We start from the raw sequence: 13,255 nt of genomic DNA, 5'->3' as shown, positions 1-13,255 counted from the left end.
ACCGGGTCACTCCTGCAATGCTGTGGACATGAGATCCACGGTGGCCGGGGTGATCCGGTGATGCTCGACTGGATGCGGCGCGAGATCGTCGATCAGGGCCGCCTGCCGCTGCTGTTCTTCCTGCTCGGTTTCGTGGCCGCGTTCGTCTTCATCCGGATCAGCGTGCGGTTGATCCGCGCGCAGGTGCGCTGGTGGCCCGGCAACATCACCCCGGGCGGTCAGCACGTGCACCACGTGGTGTTCGGTGTCGTCACGATGGTGATCGCCGGTGGGGGACTGATCGCGATCTCGGAGGACGCGAACCGCGTCGCCGCGTGCATCCTCGCGGCGCTCTTCGGAGTCGGCGCCGCACTGACACTCGACGAGTTCGCGTTGATCTTCTATCTGAACGACGTGTACTGGGAAGAACAGGGACGGGTGTCCGTCGACGCCGTCTTCGTGGCGATCGCCGTGACCGGGATGTGGTTGCTCGGCCTGCGACCGTTCGAACTCGGGGACACCACGAACTTCGAGGACAGCGGTGACTGGGCCGGACGGGCCGCGCTGGTGGTGGCCGTGCTCGTGAACCTCCTGCTCGCCGCGATCGTCCTGGCGAAAGGAAAGATCTGGACGGGCCTGGTGGGGCTGTTCGTCGTTCCGCTGCTGTGGGTCGGCGCGATCCGGCTCTCCCGGCCCGGCGCGCCCTGGGCTCGCTGGCGGTACGGCAAGCGGCCCCGTCGCATGGCGCGCGCGCTCGAACGCGAACGTCGACTGCGGCGCCCGGTGATCCGCGCCAAGATCTTCGTGCAGGATCTCGTCGCGGGCGCACCGACGCTCGAAACCGTGCGGGGCAGTGTCGAGCACTCGCGCACCGCGACCGAGGCCGAACTGGACCGTCGCGTCAAGCCGGCGCCACCGCCGATTTCATCGATCGATGTTCCGTCTGGCACAATGGACGGGTTGCCCCGTTCGGGCACGCCTACCTGACCTGGGCACGAACCGGTCGAGCCCGCCACACGGCGGTCGCCGCCAGGTTCCTCTGCTCGAGCGAACAAGAGGATGAAAAACCGATGAACACCCTGGACTTTCTGGACGCCAAGTCGCTGCGCGACGACATCCCGGACTTCCGTCCCGGCGACACTCTCGACGTGCACGTCAAGGTCATCGAGGGCAGCAAGGAGCGTGTGCAGGTCTTCAAGGGCGTCGTGATCCGGCGTCAGGGCGGCGGCATCCGCGAGACCTTCACCGTCCGCAAGGTTTCCTTCGGCGTCGGCGTGGAGCGCACCTTCCCGGTCCACAGCCCCAACCTCGCCAAGATCGACGTGCTGACCCGTGGCGACGTCCGTCGCGCGAAGCTCTACTACCTGCGTGAGCTGCGCGGCAAGGCTGCCAAGATCAAGGAGAAGCGCTGATCTTCGGCCGCTGACCAGCCCCTCGGGCTGCTCGGCACGGCTCCCGAGCCACCCGATACAGCATCCGACGACCCGGCCCGGACTTCCGTCCCGGCCGGGTCGTCGTCGTTGTGGGCAGCGGTCTGGCGCTCTCCCGTCCGGTCGACGGTCGTCCTCGGCGGGCCGCCGTGCCGCAGACGCTAGTCTGTCGAGGTGGCAGATTCCCCGCACGATCCGGCTCGACCGGATATGAACCGCAACGATGTTCGAGGTTCGGCTCGGAGCGATCGAGCCGACGGTGCACACCACCGGCGCGAGGACCCCGCAGCGAAGGACACCGCCCCGACGGCGAAGAAGCAGAAGTCGTTCTGGCGTGAACTGCCGATCCTGGTCGTCGTCGCACTGGCCCTGAGCTTCCTGCTGCAGACCTTCGTGGCGCGGGTCTATCTCATCCCCTCGGAGTCGATGGAGCCGACACTGCACGGCTGCCCGGGCTGCACCGGCGACCGCATCGTCGTCGAGAAGGTGGGATACCGCTTCACCGACCCCCGTCCCGGCGACGTCATCGTCTTCGAAGGCCCCGACTCGTGGTCGGCCGGCTACACCTCGACCCGTTCCGACAACGTCGTCGTGCGGGGACTGCAGGAGATCGGTTCGCTCGTCGGCGTCGTGCCGCCGGACGAGAACGACCTCGTCAAGCGCGTGATCGCGACCGGCGGGCAGACGGTGGAATGCTGCGACGACCAGGGCCGCGTCCTCGTCGACGGTGTCCCACTCGACGAGCCGTACGTGACCATGGACTTCCCGTTCACCCCGGGTGTCGTCACCTGCGAGACCGAAGTCCCCTCCGGGCGTTGCTTCGGGCCCGTCACCGTGCCCGAGGGCCACGTCTGGGTGATGGGCGACAACCGCAGTAACTCGGCCGACTCGCGCTACCACGTCGGGGACGAGCACCAGGGCTCTATCCCGCTGGACAATGTCATCGGAAAAGCCCGCTTCATCGTGCTGCCTCCCGGCCGATGGGGCCTCATCGACTCACCGGAGATCCTTCCCTCGTGACTGCTTGGCCACCTCGACCCGTGATCCGTCGCTCCTCCGGACTGCGCACCATGGAGTCCGCGCTCGCGCGGTGCGGTCTCGGTCCGGTCGCGGGGGTCGACGAAGCCGGTCGCGGTGCCTGCGCCGGGCCGCTCGTCGTCGCCGCCTGCGTGCTCGGCGACCGGCCGCACGCGTCGCTCGACCGGCTCGACGATTCGAAGAAGCTCACCGAACGCATCCGCGAGGAGTTGTACTCGGTGATCGTGCGACGCGCCCGGGCGTGGAGCGTGGTGGTGATCCCCGCGGAGGAGGTCGACGCGATCGGCATCCACGTCGCCAACATCGAAGGCATGCGACGCGCGGTGGCAGGTCTGTCGACTCCGCCCGGCTACGTGCTGACCGACGGCTTCCGAGTGCCCGGACTGCCCGCACCGTCGCTGCCCGTGATCGGCGGCGACGCGGCGGCTGCGTGCATCGCGGCGGCCAGCGTGCTCGCGAAGGTCACACGCGATCGCATGATGGTCGACCTCGACGGCGAGCTACCGGAGTACGGTTTCGCAGTACACAAGGGCTACGGCACTCCGACGCACATGGCGGCGTTGGCCGAGCACGGCCCGTCACCGCAGCACCGGCGGTCGTGGGCCAATGTGCGCTCGGTGTGCGGAGTGCCCGCAGTGCGACGTCGGCTGTTCGCCGACGACCTGGTTCGTCGATCGTATGCAGACGACCTGGGGCGTCGATTGTTCACCGACGAGGCGGATGCGGGATGATTGCAGGACACACCAGACTGGGAGGACACCGAGACCGATGAGTGCCGAGGATCTCGAGAAGTACGAAACCGAGATGGAACTCTCGCTGTACAGGGAGTACCGGGACATCGTCGGTCAGTTCGCGTACGTCGTGGAGACCGAACGCCGGTTCTACCTGGCGAACGCGGTGGAATTGCTGCCGCACAACGCCAACGGCGAAGTGTACTTCGAGGTGCGCATGTCCGACGCCTGGGTGTGGGACATGTACCGTCCCGCCCGCTTCGTCAAGCACGTCCGTGTCATCACCTTCAAGGACGTCAACATCGAAGAGCTCGACAAGCCCGAACTGAGACTGCCCGACAAGCTGGGCTGACGCCCTCGGGGATGACCCTGCGCACAGCGGCCGCATCCTAGCCGGGGCGCCGACACCGAGCCGTTCTCCGTGGCTCGTCGCCCGCCGTTGTGCACAGGCACCGCACTCATCCACAGTTTCCCCGATCTTCGTGCTCGGACCCCGATTCCGCGTGCCCCGGTCCTCCACAGTGGGGGCATGCAGGGGACCAATCGGACATCACACAACCGGGATCTGGGCGCGCGAGGCGAGGATCTTGCCGCCGAATACCTCGAGTCGACCGGCATGGTCGTGCTCGAACGGAACTGGCGCAGCCGATACGGCGAACTCGATCTCATCGCACAGGACGGCGCGTCCGTCGTCTTCGTCGAGGTCAAGACCCGCACCGGCACCGGCTACGGCACCCCCGCCGAGGCGGTGACGCCCGCGAAGGCCGAACGGATCCGTCGCCTCGCCGGACAGTGGTTGTCCGAGCAGACGCGCCGCTGGTCGCACATCCGCGTCGATGTGGTCACCGTCCTGCTCGCGCGGGGACACGCCCCGGAGATCACCCATCGCAAGCAGGTCCTCTGATGGCGCTCGGCCGTGCCTGGTCGGTCGCCGTCTCCGGGATCGACGGGCAGGTCGTCGAGATCGAAGCCGACATCGGGCGAGGTCTGCCGGGCGTGACGATGGTCGGGCTGCCCGACACCGCGCTCCAGGAGTCGCGCGACCGGGTGCGCGCCGCCGTGTCGAATTCCGGTGCCAAGTGGCCGGATTCGAAGGTCGTGCTCGCACTGTCGCCGGCCACGCTGCCGAAGGTCGGCAGTGTCTACGATCTCGGACTGGCGTGCGCGGTGCTCGACGCAGCGGATGTCGTGCCGACCGAGGCCGTCTCCCGGACGGTGCTGCTCGGCGAACTCGCGCTCGACGGGCGCGTCAGGCCGGTGCGCGGTGTGCTGCCCGCCGTGCTCACGGCGAAGAAACACGGCTGGTCGCGCGTGGTGGTGCCGACCGCGACGATGACCGAAGCGGCGCTCGTCGACGGCATCGACGTCTACGGCGCCGAGACACTGCGCGAGTTGGTGCTCTGGCTCCAGGGCGACGGTCCGCTCGAACGGCCCGATCCGCGCGCGCTGCCACCGCGGGCGGTGCGCGGCGATCTCAGCGAAGTGGTCGGCCAGCACGAAGCGCGTCGCGCGATCGAGGTCGCTGCGGCCGGCGCGCACCACCTGATGTTGACCGGCCCGCCGGGAATCGGGAAAACAATGCTCGCGCAGCGACTTCCGGGGATCCTGCCGGACCTGGACGAAAGTCACGCCCTCGAGGTGACGGCCATCCATTCGGTGGCGGGCACCCTCACCAGCGACCGGCCGCTCGTGACGGAACCGCCCTTCATCGCGCCCCATCACACGGCGTCGGTGAGTTCGCTGATCGGAGGCGGTACCGGCATGGCCAAACCCGGCGCGGTGAGCCGGGCACACCGTGGCGTGCTGTTCCTCGACGAGGTCGCCGAGATGGGGACGAAGACACTCGAAGCGCTGCGGACGCCGCTCGAGGACGGGGAGGTGCGCATCGCCCGCCGGGACGGTGTCGCGCGATATCCGGCCCGCTTCCAGCTGATCCTCGCCGCCAACCCGTGCCCGTGCGCACCACCACGCGACGCCGACTGCGTGTGCGCGCCGACCGCACGTCGCCGCTATCTGGGGCGTCTGTCGGGCCCGCTCCTCGACCGCGTCGACCTGCGGGTCCGGATGCAAGCCGTCGCGACCAGCGCGTTGATGGGGGAGACCGGCGAGAGCACCGACGACGTACGGGCGCGCGTCGCCCGGGCGAGAGCCGCGGCACGCGAGCGGTGGGCCGAGCACGGCTGGGCCACCAACGCCGAGGTGCCCGGGCCGGCTCTCCGGCAGAAGTTCCGTCTTCCACGTGCTGCGCTCGAACCCGTCGAATGGGCGCTGCGCAAGGGCGCCATCACCGCGCGAGGAGCGGATCGGGCACTGCGGGTCGCGTGGACGCTGAGCGACCTCGACGGTTCCGATTCGCCGACGGCGACGCACGTCGCTGCCGCACTCGACTTCCGGGATCGGGGTGTCGCATGAGCGGGCACGGCGACGAACGGCGCCTGGCCTGGGCCTATCTGTCGACCGTCGCACAGGGTGCGTCGCGTTCGTTGTCGGCGGCAGTGGAAGCGGAGGGTGTACTCGAGGTGGCAGCCGCCATCCGGTCGGGTGCGGGCCTCGACGAACTCACGTCGCGGTACTCGGTGCGGGCACACCTCGATACCGCGGCACGGGATCTCGATCGTTTGGGACGGGCCGGCGGGCGACTGGTCACGCCCGACGACGACGAATGGCCTGCCTGGCAGATGCTCGGCTTCGGCACTCTCGACACCGCGACCGACGCCGAAGGGCCACCCCTCGCGCTGTGGGTGTGGGGGAGCCGGCGGATCGACGACCTCGCCGAACGCGCGATCGGCATCGTCGGGACCCGCGCCGCGAGCGGTTACGGGGAGCACGTCACCGCCGAGATCGCCGGGGATCTCGCCGCCGACGGATGGACGGTCGTGTCCGGCGCGGCCTTCGGCGTCGACGCGGCCGCACACCGCGCGGCGCTCGGGGTGGGTGGCACCACCGTCGCGATCCTGGCCTGCGGTGTCGACCGGGCGTATCCGGCGGCACACGCGACGATGTTGCGGCGGATCTCCGAATCGGGTCTGGTGGTGAGCGAGTATCCCCCGGGCACGACTCCGGCGCGGTACCGGTTCCTCGCCCGCAACCGGCTGATCGCGGGGTTGTCCGCCGGCACGGTCGTCGTCGAGGCGGGCTGGCGCAGCGGGGCGCGCAACACCGCGGCGTGGGCGCGACGACTCGGGCGGCCTGTCATGGCGGTGCCCGGACCGGTGACCTCGGCGGCCTCGCAGGGCTGTCACCGCATGATCAGGGAGGGCGAGGCGCGTCTGGTGGGCGCGGCGCGCGACGTCGTCGAGGAGTGCGGTCCGCTGCTGGCGGGCGGGGACGACGACCTCGACGGCCTGTTCCGCCGCGACCTGGACGGATTGTCGGGCGACATGGCCCTGGTCTACGAGGCGCTTCCGGCGTCGGATGTCTGTGATCCGGCGATGGTGGCCGAGTCCGCGGGGCTGCCGATCGAGCGGGTGCGGGCGGCACTGCCCCTGCTCGAACTCGACGGTCTGGTGGTGGTGACGGACGGAGGGTGGCGGCGGACGTGACGGCGGATCGACGCCCGGGGCGGTCTACCCCCGGTCGGGAGGGGTGCCGAACATGCGGTCGCGCAGGCTGTCGTAGATGGGCGGGACCCGCGTGGAATACGCCACGACGACGGCGCAGATCGTCGCGGCGAGCATCGGGACCGTCACTCCCGTCGCCGCGGTCATCTCCACGACGAGGACGACTCCGGTGATCGGGGCCCGCACCGACGCGCCGAAGAGAGCGGCCATCCCCGCGATGGCCATCGGCACGGCCAGGGACGACCCGATCCCGGGGACGATCGCGGTACAGATCCCGGCGCACAACAGACCCCAGAGAGCGCCCAGTGCGAGGAGCGGCGCGAACAGTCCGCCCGGTGTCCCGGCCGCGTACGACAGCGGGCCGGCGACGAACCGCAGCAGGACGTACCAGGCGACCACCGGCAGTGCGAGCGCACCACCGCTCACCACGTGCTGGACGAGGGAGTCGCCGCCACCGCCGGCCCACGGTGCGACCACGGACAACAACCCGACGAGTCCGCCGATGATTGCAGCCTTCATCACCGGGGAGAGCGACCGGACCGACTCCACCACGCTCAGCGAGCCCAGGACCATCCGGTTGTAGGCCGCGCCGAGCAGTCCGGTGAGCAGACCGAACACCACGAACACGGGCAGCAGGACGATCGACGGGGGAGCGATGGGGTCCACGGCGAAGTCGGGGGTGTCGCCGACGATCGTCCGCGAGCACACCACCGCGGCGGCCACCGACAGGACGACGGGTACGACCGTGCGGAAACGGAAGCTGCCGGTGACCTCCTCGAAGACGAACAGCGCACCGCCGATCGGGGCATTGAACGCGACCGCGAGTCCGGCACCGGACACCGAGGTCTGCAGCAGACGTTCGTGCTCGGGACGCCGGGCGCAGCGTGCGGTCTCGGCGCCCACCGCGGCACCCATGTGCACGATCGGGCCCTCCCGTCCCAGGACGAGACCCGACCCGATCGCCAGGAGCGCCCCGACGAATCTGGAGGGCAGCACCGACAGAGGTGGGGGCTCGGCCTGCCCGCGGTCGACGGCTTCGACGTGCTGGATTCCGCTACCCGAGGCGAGGGGGACCATCCGGACGATCAGCGCTGCGAGCAGAGCGCCAAGGATCGTGATTCCCACCGGCACGAGCCATCCCGGACCGGGAAGTTCGTGCGCCCACTCCGCGGTGTGGATCCGCCATCGCTCGAGCCGTTCCAGGCACCAGCGGAAGGCCCCGCCGACGACGCCGATGACGGCGCCGGCCACGATCGCCAGCACACAGATCGTCGCCAGTTCGCGAGCGGGAACGGTAGGTTCCCGCACGTTCTCGATGTCCACCCGGCGCCCTCCGACCTGCCGCCGACGCGCCGATCCGCCCGGCGGTGCCGGAGACGGTCGCGCGAAGGAGTCGTGACCGTATGTTCACAGACTCCGAGACGTTTCGCGGGGACGCGCGAGGGTGAATTCGGAGGAGGACCGCCTACTCGGCCGAGGTGTCGGCGGTCGGCTCGTCCTCGACGTACCAAGCGCGGTCCTCGCGGTCCCATTTCACGGCACCGCGGTGGGCCTTGCGGAACTCCTTGAGGACGGCGCGGTCGATCGAGGGGTGGCCGTTGTCGTTCACGTAGATCCACTCGGAGCCGAACTTGGCCTCGATCGCGTCGACCATGTCGGTCTGGGTGACCCTGCGTTCGGTGGTGATGATGTCGGTCATCCATGTGGCGATGTCGGCCGCGGTGGTGCTCATGTTCTCGAGCCTAGAGCCTCGCCGATCGTGACCTCCCCGCCGCACCCCGCGACAGAGTACGGTGACGCGAGATAGGTAACCCTAATAGGAGGTTCGGTGGCACGGAAAGGGCCCATGGGGACGACACTCACGGTTCTGCGGACCGAGGCGATCGGCGAGCACTTCGTCCGCGTGGTGCTCGGCGGAGACGGCTTCGGCGAGTTCCAGGCCCGTGCGGAGACCGACAGCTACGTGAAGATCGAGCTGCCCGCGGGGGACGAGACGGTCGTCCGCACCTACACCGTCCGGCGCGTGGACCCGGACGCCGGGGAGATCTGGATCGACTTCGTCGTGCACGGCGACGAGGGTGTCGCGGGGCCGTGGGCTCGCTCGGTGCAACCGGGCACGCAGGTCGTGGTGCGGGGACCCGGCGCGGGATACCGGCCCGATCGCTCCGCCGACTTCCATCTGCTCGCCGGCGACGAGACCGCGATCCCTGCGATCGCGACTGCGCTCGAGGACCTGCCCGCCGACGCGCGGGGCGCGGTCTTCCTGGAGGTCATCGGTCCAGGCGACGAACTGAAACTCGACGCGCCGGCGGGTGTGGACATCACGTGGCTCCATCGCGGTGTCGCGGCCGGTGACGCCGGTGCCGACCTGATCGACGGCAACTCGCCGCTCGTCGCAGCGGTGAAGGCCCTGCCCTGGCCGGGCGGCGACGTGCAGGTCTTCGTGCACGGTGAGGCCGAGGCCGTCATGAAGCACATCCGGCCGTACCTGCGGAAGGAACGGGCCGTACCGCCGGCACGCGCGTCGATCTCGGGTTACTGGCGTCGCGGACGCACCGAGGAGGGCTTCCGCGTATGGAAGAGCGAACTGGCGGCCGTCGAGAGCAACTGACGGCGGCGGTTCGCGTCAGCTCGAGGACTCGCGCGCCGGCACCGCGGCCGAGTCACGCGCCAGCACCGCAGCGGAGGTAAGCGCGAGTCCCGAGCACACGACGATGGCGACGGCCATCGGGATACCTGTGCCTTCGCCGCCGAGCCCGACGAGGGGGGAGACCACGGCGGCGAGACCGAACTGGGAGGCGCCGATCACGGCGGAGCCCGTACCGGCCGCCTTCGGGACCTGCGACTGGGCCAGCGCGGTGGCGTTGCCCAGCGTCAGGCCCATCATGCTGATCGCGACGAACAGCAGCGGCAGGATCAGCGCCGCGACGTAGCCGACGACGACCATCGTCAGCAACAGCAGGGCGCCCGCCGTGAACATGGTGGTCACACCGAAGAGCAGCAGTGTCCGCACCTCGAACCGGCCGATGAGGCGGGTGTTGACGGCATTGGCCAGCACGAGACCGGCCGAGTTCACGGCGAACACCATCGAGAACTGGCCGGGGCTCAGACCGAGGATGTTCTGGGTGACGAACGGCGAGGCCGAGATGTACGAGAACATGGCGCCGAAGCCCAGGGCCATCGCGGCGGCGTAACCGACGAAGCGTCGCTGCCGGAGGACGTACCCGAAGTTGCCGGCCATCGTCTTCAGACCGCCGCCGTGCCGCTCCTCCGGCGGCAGGGTCTCCGGGACGAACGCGAAGGCGCCGACGGCCATCAGGACGGCCAGGCCCGTGAGCACCCAGAAGATGCCGCGCCATCCGATCGGTCCAAGCAGCACACCACCGAGCAGAGGAGCGGCGACGGGCGCGATGCCACCGATGATCATCATCAGGCTGAACAGCTTGGCGGCCTGATTGCCTCGCGCCCGGTCGGCGATGACCGCCCGGGCGAGGACGATGCCGGTGCCGCCGCTGAAGCCCTGGACCAGACGCGCAGCGATCAGGATCTCGACGGTGGGTGCCATCGCGCAGATCGCGCTGCTCACCGCCAGGACGATCGTGCCGGCGAGGATCAGCCGTCGACGGCCCCAGCCGTCCGACAGGGGACCCACGAGCAGCTGGCCGAGTCCGAGACCCGCCATGAACGTCGTGAGTGTGAGCTGGACGCCGACGGTCGAACTGCCCAGGCTCTCCGCCATGACGGGAAGTCCCGGGAGGTACATGTCCGTGGCGAGCGGCGCGATCGCCGACAGCAACGCCAGGGCGCACAACATCGGTACCGGGATCGTTTTGTTCACGAAAGCACCTTAGTCGGCGCGGGCCGTTGCACCCGAGGCGGTCGTGCCGCACGGTAGACCCATGCGAGGCAAGGAATCCGACATGCTCCCCGCGACGCTGGACGTGCACCTCGAGGACTTCGTCGACCACCTCCGCCTCGAAGGCAACCGCTCGGAACACACGATCCGCGCCTATCGCGCCGACATCCGTTCGCTGTTGCAGCACCTCGCCGACCGGAATCCCGATGCGCGCATCACCGACCTCGACCTCGATCTGCTGCGATCCTGGCTCGCCGGGATGGTGGCGGCGGGAGCGGCCCGCACCACGCTCGCGCGGCGCACCTCGTCGGCACGCGTCTTCACGGCATGGCTCGTACGCACCCGCCGACTCGACGCCGATCCGGCGACGCGTCTGGTCTCGCCACGTCCGCACCGCTCCCTGCCCGCCGTGCTCCGCGACGACCAGGCACTGGAGATCATGGAGGCCGCGAAATCCGGTGCGCGTGAACTCGATCCCGTCGCACTGCGTGACCGGGTGATCGTCGAGCTGCTCTATGCCACCGGAATCCGGGTCGGTGAGCTGTGCGCGGTCGACATCGACGAGGTCGACGCCGAGCGGCGGGTCGTCCGGGTTCTCGGCAAGGGCGACAAGGAACGGATCGTTCCCTACGGAGGTCCCGCGGCAGAGGCGCTCGACGCGTGGCTGCGTCACGGACGCCCGCATCTCGCACGACCGTCGTCGGGTGCGGCGCTGCTGCTGGGCAAGCGTGGTGGCCGGATCGATCAGCGGCAGGTCCGGTCTGTGGTGCACGACGCCGTCTCGTCGGTGCCGGGCGCACCCGACCTCGCACCGCACGGCCTGCGGCACAGTGCTGCGACGCACCTGCTCGAAGGGGGAGCGGACCTGCGCGTGGTCCAGGAGGTGCTGGGCCATTCGAGTCTGGCCACCACGCAGCTCTACACCCACGTGTCGGTGGCGCGTCTGCGCGCCGCGCACGATCAGGCTCATCCCCGCGCCTGATCGGCCTGCCCGAGAAGCCGTCCCGGTTTGATAGCGTGCGCCGGCACCATCGAATCGGGGGAACAGATGAGACGCAACGAACCGGGTCCTGCCGTGCCCGCCTGGCTGCAGGACCCACCGGAATCCGGAACCGACCACGCGCGCCGCGGCCTCCGCCGCGCGGCCAGAGTCGCCGAGGCGCTCGGCTCCTCCACTTCGCCTGGCGACGGTGCGATTCCGCCCACTGCCTCCGCTCCGATCGAGATGACGGCCTCCGTGCCTCTCGGCATGGCGTTGCGGCCCCGGATCAGCGCAGACGACCCGGAGCCGGAGGCGTCCGAACCGCTCGTCGCGCACAAACCGGCGCGACCCGAGAATCCGGTGCTCCCATCGTCGGAGCCCGAGGCGGCGGTCTCGGCAGCGACCGATGCGGTGGTTCCGGAAGCCGTGACCGAACCCGAGCCTGAGCCCGTCTTCTCGGAAGCGGCACCCGAAGCCATGGAGACGCAGCCCGACACTGTGGCACCTGCACCTGCACCTGCACCTGAGGTGTCGGGCCCGGAAACTACGGAGGTCGCTCTTGGACCGGTCGAACCCGAGGTCTCGGGCCCGCTACCGGCGCGAACGGACGCTCCGGTCGACGACCTGCAACACGAGGCCCAGCGGTTCGACCATCAGCCGTCGAATGTCGACCTCGCGTCGGGAGTGCTCGTCCGCAGGTCACGACGTTCCACGCGGCGGTGGCGGGAGCGGGTCGACCGGCTGACCGGCGGCAGGCTCGACGGAGGAGGCAGTGAGCGCCGCGAGGAGCTCGTCGCCCGGATCCGCCAGCCGATCCCGGGCGACTACCGGATCGCGGTGCTGTCGCTGAAGGGTGGGGTGGGAAAGACCACCACGACCGTCGGGCTCGGGTCGACGTTCGCGTCGCTGCGCGGCGACTGCGTCATCGCCGTCGACGCGAATCCGGACTTCGGCACCCTCGGGCAGAGAATTCCGCAGCAGACCACCTCGACGGTGCGGGACCTGCTCGCGAACGCGTCGAACATCCGCCGGTACTCGGACGTGCGTGCCCACACCTCCCAGGCGCCGAGCCGGCTCGAAGTGCTCGCGAGCGAACGCGATCCCGCTGCCTCCCAAGCGTTCAGCGAGGAGGACTACCGCCGCGTCGTCGGCATTCTGCAGGTCTACTACAACGTGATCCTCACCGACTGCGGGACCGGGATCATGCAATCGGTTATGCGGGGCGTGCTGGACCTGGCGAACACCCTCGTCCTCGTCGCCTCACCTGCGGTCGACGCGGCCCGCAGTGCGGCGGCGACCCTCGACTGGCTGCAGGCGCACGGCTACTCCGACCTGGTCGAACGCACGGTCGTGGTGATCAGCTCGCCGCGCCCGGGTGCGGCGAGCATCGACATGGACGCGCTGACCGCGCATTTCCTCGCGCGGTGCCGGGCGGTGAAGGTGCTGCCCTTCGACGAGCATCTCGCCGAGGGAGCCGAGATCGATCTCGAACGCCTCCGCCCCGCGACACGCACGGCGTTCGTCGAACTCGCCGCGATGGTCGCCGACGACTTCCCTGCACTGTCGGGTCGACACGCGGGGCGCTAGTCGGGTCGACACGCGGGGCGCTAGTCGGGTCGACACGCGAGGCGCTAGTCGGGTCGACACGCGGGGCGCTAGTCGGGTCGACACGCCGTGCG

At 69.8% G+C, this 13,255-nt stretch carries 14 protein-coding genes; 11 read left to right on the top strand and 3 right to left on the bottom strand.

Going from position 1 to position 13,255, the window contains the following annotated elements; all coding sequences use genetic code 11:
• Positions 1-60 precede the first annotated feature (60 nt).
• From ACQR3U_RS01585 to dprA, 8 genes are all read left to right on the top strand, one after another.
• Entirely contained in the window at positions 61-966 is a 906-nt protein-coding gene (locus tag ACQR3U_RS01585; RefSeq protein ID WP_024100629.1) for a hypothetical protein, read from the top strand.
• A gap of 83 nt (positions 967-1,049) precedes the next feature.
• Complete coding sequence (gene rplS / locus ACQR3U_RS01580) at positions 1,050-1,391, top strand: 50S ribosomal protein L19 (RefSeq protein ID WP_006550960.1); 342 nt, start codon at positions 1,050-1,052, stop codon at positions 1,389-1,391.
• Between the two features lie 228 nt (positions 1,392-1,619).
• Positions 1,620-2,429, top strand: coding sequence for a signal peptidase I (gene lepB / locus ACQR3U_RS01575; RefSeq protein ID WP_230809626.1), 810 nt, complete (start codon positions 1,620-1,622; stop codon positions 2,427-2,429).
• Positions 2,426-3,178 carry a ribonuclease HII gene (locus ACQR3U_RS01570; protein WP_230809530.1) on the top strand — a complete coding sequence of 251 codons (753 nt, stop codon included), beginning with the start codon at positions 2,426-2,428 and terminating at the stop codon, positions 3,176-3,178. The genes lepB and ACQR3U_RS01570 overlap by 4 nt, the downstream gene beginning before the upstream one ends.
• A gap of 37 nt (positions 3,179-3,215) precedes the next feature.
• Entirely contained in the window at positions 3,216-3,530 is a 315-nt protein-coding gene (locus ACQR3U_RS01565) for a DUF2469 domain-containing protein (protein WP_006550963.1), read from the top strand.
• A gap of 177 nt (positions 3,531-3,707) precedes the next feature.
• On the top strand, positions 3,708-4,082 hold the full coding sequence (locus ACQR3U_RS01560) for a YraN family protein (protein ID WP_019289117.1): 375 nt from the start codon (positions 3,708-3,710) through the stop codon (positions 4,080-4,082).
• On the top strand, positions 4,082-5,590 hold the full coding sequence (locus ACQR3U_RS01555) for a YifB family Mg chelatase-like AAA ATPase (protein ID WP_006550965.1): 1,509 nt from the start codon (positions 4,082-4,084) through the stop codon (positions 5,588-5,590). Before ACQR3U_RS01560 ends, ACQR3U_RS01555 begins: the two co-directional genes overlap by 1 nt.
• On the top strand, positions 5,587-6,720 hold the full coding sequence (gene dprA, locus ACQR3U_RS01550; protein WP_200359959.1) for a DNA-processing protein DprA: 1,134 nt from the start codon (positions 5,587-5,589) through the stop codon (positions 6,718-6,720). Before ACQR3U_RS01555 ends, dprA begins: the two co-directional genes overlap by 4 nt.
• Positions 6,721-6,744: 24 nt before the next feature.
• On the opposite strand, the gene ACQR3U_RS01545 is transcribed toward dprA, so the two are convergent.
• On the bottom strand, positions 6,745-8,061 hold the full coding sequence (locus tag ACQR3U_RS01545; RefSeq protein WP_230809529.1) for a ClC family H(+)/Cl(-) exchange transporter: 1,317 nt from the start codon (positions 8,059-8,061) through the stop codon (positions 6,745-6,747).
• Between the two features lie 142 nt (positions 8,062-8,203).
• The gene (locus tag ACQR3U_RS01540; protein WP_006550968.1) at positions 8,204-8,470 is read right to left on the bottom strand and encodes a DUF6953 family protein; all 267 of its coding nucleotides are present in this window, start codon (positions 8,468-8,470) and stop codon (positions 8,204-8,206) included.
• Between the two features lie 114 nt (positions 8,471-8,584).
• On the opposite strand from ACQR3U_RS01540, the gene ACQR3U_RS01535 reads away from it, so the two are divergent.
• Positions 8,585-9,349, top strand: coding sequence for a siderophore-interacting protein (locus ACQR3U_RS01535; RefSeq protein WP_006550969.1), 765 nt, complete (start codon positions 8,585-8,587; stop codon positions 9,347-9,349).
• Positions 9,350-9,364: 15 nt separating this feature from the next.
• Here ACQR3U_RS01535 and ACQR3U_RS01530 read toward each other — a convergent pair whose 3' ends face one another.
• The gene (locus tag ACQR3U_RS01530; protein ID WP_033096707.1) at positions 9,365-10,552 is read right to left on the bottom strand and encodes a multidrug effflux MFS transporter; all 1,188 of its coding nucleotides are present in this window, start codon (positions 10,550-10,552) and stop codon (positions 9,365-9,367) included.
• Between the two features lie 85 nt (positions 10,553-10,637).
• Between ACQR3U_RS01530 and ACQR3U_RS01525 the strand changes: the two genes are divergently transcribed.
• Together ACQR3U_RS01525 and ACQR3U_RS01520 are read left to right on the top strand one after the other, a co-directional pair.
• Positions 10,638-11,576, top strand: a complete 939-nt coding sequence (locus tag ACQR3U_RS01525; protein ID WP_230809528.1) for a tyrosine recombinase XerC — start codon at positions 10,638-10,640, stop codon at positions 11,574-11,576.
• Between the two features lie 66 nt (positions 11,577-11,642).
• Entirely contained in the window at positions 11,643-13,163 is a 1,521-nt protein-coding gene (locus tag ACQR3U_RS01520) for a MinD/ParA family ATP-binding protein (RefSeq protein ID WP_230809527.1), read from the top strand.
• The last annotated feature ends 92 nt before the right edge of the window (positions 13,164-13,255 follow it).

Origin of the sequence: Rhodococcus sp. IEGM1339, from assembly GCF_050321925.1 — a bacterium.
Classification (GTDB): Bacteria; Actinomycetota; Actinomycetes; order Mycobacteriales; family Mycobacteriaceae; genus Rhodococcus; species Rhodococcus pyridinivorans.
Note: the sequence above shows the minus strand (reverse complement) of the source record. Positions and strands in the feature narration are given on the sequence as shown.

Coding starts and splice junctions, on each gene's coding strand:
- ACQR3U_RS01585 (WP_024100629.1), top strand. CDS start 61: ATGCTCGACTGGATGCGGCGCGAGATCGTCGATCAGGGCCGCCTGCCG.
- lepB (WP_230809626.1), top strand. CDS start 1,620: ATGAACCGCAACGATGTTCGAGGTTCGGCTCGGAGCGATCGAGCCGAC.
- ACQR3U_RS01520 (WP_230809527.1), top strand. CDS start 11,643: ATGAGACGCAACGAACCGGGTCCTGCCGTGCCCGCCTGGCTGCAGGAC.
- ACQR3U_RS01535 (WP_006550969.1), top strand. CDS start 8,585: ATGGGGACGACACTCACGGTTCTGCGGACCGAGGCGATCGGCGAGCAC.
- dprA (WP_200359959.1), top strand. CDS start 5,587: ATGAGCGGGCACGGCGACGAACGGCGCCTGGCCTGGGCCTATCTGTCG.
- ACQR3U_RS01530 (WP_033096707.1), bottom strand. CDS start 10,552: ATGTTGTGCGCCCTGGCGTTGCTGTCGGCGATCGCGCCGCTCGCCACG.
- rplS (WP_006550960.1), top strand. CDS start 1,050: ATGAACACCCTGGACTTTCTGGACGCCAAGTCGCTGCGCGACGACATC.
- ACQR3U_RS01525 (WP_230809528.1), top strand. CDS start 10,638: ATGCGAGGCAAGGAATCCGACATGCTCCCCGCGACGCTGGACGTGCAC.
- ACQR3U_RS01540 (WP_006550968.1), bottom strand. CDS start 8,470: ATGAGCACCACCGCGGCCGACATCGCCACATGGATGACCGACATCATC.
- ACQR3U_RS01565 (WP_006550963.1), top strand. CDS start 3,216: ATGAGTGCCGAGGATCTCGAGAAGTACGAAACCGAGATGGAACTCTCG.
- ACQR3U_RS01560 (WP_019289117.1), top strand. CDS start 3,708: ATGCAGGGGACCAATCGGACATCACACAACCGGGATCTGGGCGCGCGA.
- ACQR3U_RS01555 (WP_006550965.1), top strand. CDS start 4,082: ATGGCGCTCGGCCGTGCCTGGTCGGTCGCCGTCTCCGGGATCGACGGG.